The organism is Mesorhizobium sp. M7A.F.Ca.CA.004.12.1.1, from assembly GCF_003997835.1.
Classification (GTDB): Bacteria; Pseudomonadota; Alphaproteobacteria; order Rhizobiales; family Rhizobiaceae; genus Mesorhizobium.
Genome location: NZ_RZRK01001361.1, coordinates 1 through 803, shown reverse-complemented (window position 1 = coordinate 803; position 803 = coordinate 1). Strand labels below are relative to the sequence as shown.

Genomic DNA, 803 nt, shown 5'->3' with positions numbered 1-803 from the left:
AATACGCACTGCCGCTCGAGGAAGGCTGAGTTTGGCTGCTTGGCTTCGGCTTGCCCGGGGCAAGTGTTCTGATAAGAAACCATCACCATCATCAAACAGACGGAGCGGCCGTGTCCCAGCCCATCAAGATAGGCATCGTCGGCGTCGGCAAGATCGTCCGCGACCAGCACCTACCGGCCCTGGCGAAAGACCAGGACTATCGCCTCATCGCGGCCGCCAGCCGTCACGGCAAGGTGGATGACATCACGAATTTTCCTGACATCGAAGCCATGCTCGACGCTGTGCCCGAGCTCGAGGCCGTGTCGCTCTGCATGCCGCCGCAGTTCCGCTACGATGCGGCGCGGACGGCACTGATGGCCAAGAAGCATGTCTTCCTGGAGAAGCCGCCTGGCGCCACTGTCAGCGAGGTCGAGGACCTCAAGACATTGGCCGCACAGAACGGGGTTTCGCTGTTCGCCAGCTGGCACTCGCGCTATGCGCCGGCCGTAGAGGCCGCGCGTGCATTCCTCGACAAAGCCAAGATCAGGTCGGCCGCCATCAACTGGAAGGAAGACGTGCGCCGCTGGCACCCGAACCAGGAATGGATCTGGGCTCCCGGCGGTTTCGGCGTCTTCGATCCCGGCATCAACGCGCTGTCGATTGCCACCCATATCCTGCCGGCGATGTTCATCACCTCGGCGGTGCTGGATTTTCCCGAAAACCGCGCCTCCCCGGTTGCCGCGCGCGTCGCCTTCCGCACCTCGAACGGGTTGCCGGTGACGATGGACCTCGACTGGCTGCAGACAGGCCCGCAAAGCTGGGAC

The 803-nt window shown here is 63.4% G+C and carries 1 protein-coding gene; it reads left to right on the top strand.

Features of this window, described 5'->3' with window-relative positions; genetic code table 11:
- Positions 1–110 precede the first annotated feature (110 nt).
- On the top strand, positions 111–803 hold a 693-nt coding region (locus tag EN984_RS36385; RefSeq protein WP_164766006.1), incomplete at its 3' end, for a Gfo/Idh/MocA family oxidoreductase.